Annotated in this window: 6 protein-coding genes and 1 pseudogene; 6 read left to right on the top strand and 1 reads right to left on the bottom strand. The window is 52.9% G+C overall.

Annotation, left to right across the window (positions count from 1 at the left end; genetic code table 11):
• The first annotated feature begins 224 nt into the window (after nt 1-224).
• The 5 genes from ACTBDZ_RS15320 (at nt 225) to yciH (ending at nt 3,320) form a co-directional block, all read left to right on the top strand.
• Nucleotides 225-443: a hypothetical protein gene (locus ACTBDZ_RS15320; RefSeq protein WP_438815952.1), complete on the top strand. Its 219-nt coding sequence runs from the start codon at nt 225-227 to the stop codon at nt 441-443.
• 113 nt (nt 444-556) lie between these two features.
• Entirely contained in the window at nt 557-853 is a 297-nt protein-coding gene (locus ACTBDZ_RS15315) for a LapA family protein (protein WP_430359040.1), read from the top strand.
• Nucleotides 854-865: 12 nt separating this feature from the next.
• Nucleotides 866-2,035 carry a lipopolysaccharide assembly protein LapB gene (lapB, locus tag ACTBDZ_RS15310; protein ID WP_438815951.1) on the top strand — a complete coding sequence of 390 codons (1,170 nt, stop codon included), beginning with the start codon at nt 866-868 and terminating at the stop codon, nt 2,033-2,035.
• A 224-nt stretch (nt 2,036-2,259) separates the two neighbouring features.
• On the top strand, nt 2,260-2,997 hold the full coding sequence (gene pyrF / locus ACTBDZ_RS15305; RefSeq protein ID WP_438815950.1) for an orotidine-5'-phosphate decarboxylase: 738 nt from the start codon (nt 2,260-2,262) through the stop codon (nt 2,995-2,997).
• Nucleotides 2,994-3,320 (top strand): stress response translation initiation inhibitor YciH, encoded by a 327-nt coding sequence (yciH, locus tag ACTBDZ_RS15300; protein ID WP_438815949.1) that lies wholly within the window; start codon nt 2,994-2,996, stop codon nt 3,318-3,320. Before pyrF ends, yciH begins: the two co-directional genes overlap by 4 nt.
• Before the next feature lie 42 nt (nt 3,321-3,362).
• Here yciH and osmB read toward each other — a convergent pair whose 3' ends face one another.
• Nucleotides 3,363-3,575 carry an osmotically-inducible lipoprotein OsmB gene (gene osmB / locus ACTBDZ_RS15295; RefSeq protein WP_438815948.1) on the bottom strand — a complete coding sequence of 71 codons (213 nt, stop codon included), beginning with the start codon at nt 3,573-3,575 and terminating at the stop codon, nt 3,363-3,365.
• A gap of 330 nt (nt 3,576-3,905) precedes the next feature.
• Here osmB and araD point away from each other — a divergent pair.
• Nucleotides 3,906-4,493, top strand: a pseudogene (gene araD, locus ACTBDZ_RS15290) (L-ribulose-5-phosphate 4-epimerase AraD); the annotation flags it as partial.
• Between the last annotated feature and the right edge of the window lie 120 nt (nt 4,494-4,613).

The raw sequence follows: 4,613 nt of genomic DNA, 5'->3' as shown, positions 1-4,613 counted from the left end.
CCAATGGCAACATTACTTGATGGTAAACGGGTCTGGGCAGAAAAAAATCTGAACCAGATTTAATCTGACAGACACCTGTATAAATAACCGGTAACTGTCAGATCAGGTCTGAGCTAGTACATTTTATCATCCCTGTCGACGCGCCCTACAAGATCCAGTGCGCAGCGTTAGCCTGCCCTGAAGAACCGATAAGCAGGCTCCCCCTTAAAGGACACTCTTCTTTTGTGAATGTCACCAAGGTGCATTTCGCTGGGGTGCTAAAATTTGTTCAACAGCAGTTGGCTTTTTGGAGTAATGCCAGCGGCCATTTCATGCCCCCGGCGGAAGCCCGCCACGCGCTCTTGCCCTATATAAAATTGCTTTTGCCTGAATCGCGTTTTGTCGATCATCGCTTTTTGTTATCGGGTTGTTCAAAAACAGGCGGTATTGCCGCTCTCGTCTGATGCTACCTCAGCTAGCCGCGTCCTTTCTCCGGCTATAATGGATAATTCTATGGGGTTTAGCGCCAACATTTGGCATAATCATCAGGTTAAGGCGATATCACAGGAACAAGAACGTGAAATACTTGCTGATCTTCTTATTGGTACTGGCGATATTCATCATTTCCATTACATTGGGGGCGCACAACGAGCAAGTTGTCACCTTCAACTATCTGCTGGCGCAGGGCGAATATCGTGTTTCCACGCTACTTGCGACGCTGTTTGCAGTAGGGTTTGTGCTGGGGTGGGTGATCTGCGGTTTATTCTACCTGCGATTGCGCATCACCTTGGGCCGTGCGCAACGTAAAATCAAACGCCTGGAACAGCAACAGTCTGTAACAGAGAGCGAAACGCCGCCCTCTGTTTCCCACTAAGGATCCTCCTCTATGCTAGAACTGCTGTTTCTGTTATTGCCGGTGGCCGCCGCATACGGGTGGTACATGGGCCGCAGAAGCGCGCAGCAGGACAAGGATCAGGAAGCCAACCGCTTGTCGCGAGAGTATGTGACAGGTGTGAACTTTTTTCTTTCTAATCAGCAGGATAAAGCGGTGGAGCTGTTCCTTGATATGATCAAGGACGAGAGTAACACCTTCGAGGCGCATCTGACGCTGGGTAACCTGTTCCGCTCACGCGGTGAGGTCGACCGTGCTATTCGCATTCATCAGGCATTGACGGAAAGCGCCTCGTTATCGTTCGAACAGCGCCTGCTGGCGGTGCAGCAACTGGGGCGTGATTATATGGCCGCCGGGCTGTATGATCGTGCTGAAGAGATCTTCACCCAACTGGTGGATGAAGAGGATTTTCGTCGCAGCGCGCTTCAACAACTGTTGCAGATCTATCAGGCTACCAGCGACTGGCAGAAGGCGATCGATATTGCGGAAAAACTGGTCAAACTCGGCCAGCCGCAGTTGAATACGGAAATCGCCCATTTCTACTGCGAACTGGCGCTGCAAGCGATGAGCAGTGACGATCTGGATAAAGCGTTGACGCTATTGAAAAAGAGTGCAGCAACGGATAAAGCGTGCGCTCGGGCGTCGATCATGATGGGACGCATTCATATCGCTCAGGAGCGCTATGCGCCTGCGGTAGAGGTGCTCCAGCAGGTTCTGGAACAAGATAAAGCCTTTGTCAGTGAAACCCTGCCGATGCTGGAAACCTGTTACCAGCACTTGCCTGCGTCGGAGGCATGGGAAGATTTTCTCAAACGCTGTGTTGAAGAGAATACCGGTGCCAGCGCCGATCTGATGTTGGCGGATATCCTGGAGCGCAAAGAAGGGGTTGAGGTGGCACAGGTCTACATCAACCGCCAGTTACAGCGTCACCCGACAATGCGTGTTTTCCATCGTCTGATGGATTTCCACCTGAGTGAAGCCGAAGATGGTCGAGCCAAAGAGAGCTTGCTGGTGCTACGCGATATGGTGGGAGAACAGATACGCACCAAACCGCGCTATAGCTGCCAGAAGTGTGGCTTCACCTCGCAATCCCTATACTGGCACTGTCCTTCATGCCGCTCATGGGCCAGCATCAAACCGATTCGTGGTTTGGACGGACAATAGCGTGAGGTGTGCCTTATGCTATTGTCTATTTTATAAAACGCGATTTAGTTACAACATACTTGTTATTGGAAACAAATTCACGGTGAACACCGCGCGAAATGCGGCGCTGTCCGGCAGGGCTGCTGAGCTTTCGCGGGAGAGAAGGGTAGAATGCGGCGGAAAATTTTTATACGCGGACCAATCTCACTCCACGGATTCAATCGCCAAGCAAAACTGAGGGCCACATGAGCGAACACATCACCCCACCGCATGCCGTTACGTCTCCAATCGTTGTCGCATTAGACTATGCTGACCAGAATCAGGCGTTGGCGTTTGTCGATCGCATCAACCCACAGGATTGTCGGCTGAAAGTGGGCAAAGAGATGTTTACCCTTTTCGGTTCGCAATTTGTTAAGGCGTTGCAGCAGCGCGGTTTTGACGTTTTTCTCGACCTCAAATTTCACGATATCCCTAACACGGCCGCACATGCGGTGGCAGCTGCGGCAGAATTAGGGGTGTGGATGGTCAACGTCCATGCCAGTGGTGGTCGGCGGATGATGGAAGCAGCAAAAGCGGCATTGCAACCCTTTGGCGCCGATGCGCCGTTGCTGATTGCTGTTACTGTATTGACCAGCATGGAAGCCGACGATCTGCTGGCGTTAGGCATCACCGCGACACCGGCGCAGCAGGCTGAGCGCCTTGCGGTGCTGACCTGTGATTGTGGATTGGATGGGGTGGTGTGTTCTGCGCAGGAAGCGCAGCGACTGAAGCAGGTTTGTGGTAGCGCGTTCAAGCTGGTTACGCCGGGTATTCGTTCGGCGGGCAGCGCTAGTGGCGATCAGCGTCGTATTATGACGCCGGAACAGGCGCAGGCGGCAGGGGTTGATTATATGGTCATTGGGCGTCCGATCACCCAATCTGCCGATCCGGCGCACACGCTGGCGCAGATTCGGCATTCGTTGTTGGCGGGAGGGCAGGCATGAGTGAGAGTAACAGTCGGTTGGTCTATTCCACCGACACTGGACGCATCAAGGAAGAACCCGTTCCGGTAACGCGTGCCAAAGGCGACGGTGTGGTGCGCATTCAACGGCAAACCAGCGGGCGAAAAGGAAAGGGCGTATGTATTATCACTGGTCTCGATCTGGATGATGGCGCGCTCACCGCGTTGGCCGCAGAGCTAAAAAAGAAGTGTGGCTGTGGCGGTGCGGTTAAAGAAGGCAGCATTGAGATTCAGGGCGATAAGCGCGATCTGCTAAAACAGCTATTGGAAGCGAAGGGATTGAAGGTCAAGCTGGCGGGCGGTTAATACAGAATCTGACAGCAGGGCGTCCCCTGCTGTCACTCGCCATTAATCGACCTGATGACCAATAATGCCGCCAATGGCCGCACCACCCAGCGTGCCCAACGTGCCGCCACCGGTCAGGATTGCCCCACCGACTGCGCCAACCCCAGCGCCAATGGCGGTATTACGATCGCGTTTGGACATGTTGGAACAGCCGCTGAGCGTCATGACTAGTGCTACGGCAAGGGCAGTAACGACGAAACCTTTTTTCACAACCATGGTGATCTCCTGATGTTTTCGCCCGCGACGGCGGGAAAATATCGCATTACACGATATTTGCACTATTTAATCTGACATTGTCGGCCATCTCTCTCTTTCTCTCAGTATAATCGTCGGAAGTGCTCTGGGCAGGTGGAAAAATCCTAATTGCTTCGCGCGAGGTTTGTCGTAAATGCTATTCGTGCCATAACGGTGACCGCGGTGATAAATGATTTCCCGGTCATAAAGGGTAATGCGCAGCAGATCGTAGCAGGGTTTTTAGCCAGTTAGCCCATAGGTGCGGCACTCCGACTCCCCGACAATATCCTATCGGATGAAAGGGGGCAAATGATGTTAGAAGAACTCAAACAGCAGGTGCTGGAGGCGAATCTGGCGCTGCCAGCGCATCACCTGGTGACCTTTACCTGGGGAAATGTCAGTGCAGTCGATCGTCAGCAGGGACTGATGGTCATCAAACCGTCAGGTGTGGCTTACCCGGTGATGACCGCCGAAGATATGGTGGAACTGGCAACCGGGCGTGTGGTTGAAGGAAGCAAGAAGCCTTCATCGGATTCAGATACACATCGGGTGCTTTATCTGGATCTGGCGTTTGATCAGATTGGTGGCATTGTGCATACGCACTCACGCCATGCGACCATTTGGTCGCAGGCGGGCAAAGATTTGCCAGCCTTTGGTACCACCCATGCCGATTACTTTTATGGCGCAATCCCTTGCACCCGTCTGATGACAGACGTGGAGATCGATGGCCGCTATGAGTGGGAAACGGGGAATGTGATTGTGGAGACCTTTCATCAACGCCAGCTTTCCCCCTTGGATATTCCCGCCGTGCTCGTCAACGCACACGGGCCTTTCGCTTGGGGAAAAGACGCTGATACCGCGGTGCACAACGCGGTGGTACTGGAAGAGATCGCCTATATCCGTCATTCCGCACCTGATTTTTCTTTTTTCGGGACTTGACAGTATTCTGAAGTTCTGAATTTATTACTGCTTTTTGCAGACCAATCAGCATGAGTACTCCCCACGTTACCATCCGTAACC

The organism is Symbiopectobacterium sp. (assembly GCF_051710365.1).
In the GTDB taxonomy this organism is placed as follows: Bacteria; Pseudomonadota; Gammaproteobacteria; order Enterobacterales; family Enterobacteriaceae; genus Symbiopectobacterium.
This window is presented reverse-complemented; position numbering and strand designations above follow the sequence as displayed.

Coding starts and splice junctions, on each gene's coding strand:
- lapB (WP_438815951.1), top strand. CDS start 866: ATGCTAGAACTGCTGTTTCTGTTATTGCCGGTGGCCGCCGCATACGGG.
- yciH (WP_438815949.1), top strand. CDS start 2,994: ATGAGTGAGAGTAACAGTCGGTTGGTCTATTCCACCGACACTGGACGC.
- pyrF (WP_438815950.1), top strand. CDS start 2,260: ATGAGCGAACACATCACCCCACCGCATGCCGTTACGTCTCCAATCGTT.
- osmB (WP_438815948.1), bottom strand. CDS start 3,575: ATGGTTGTGAAAAAAGGTTTCGTCGTTACTGCCCTTGCCGTAGCACTA.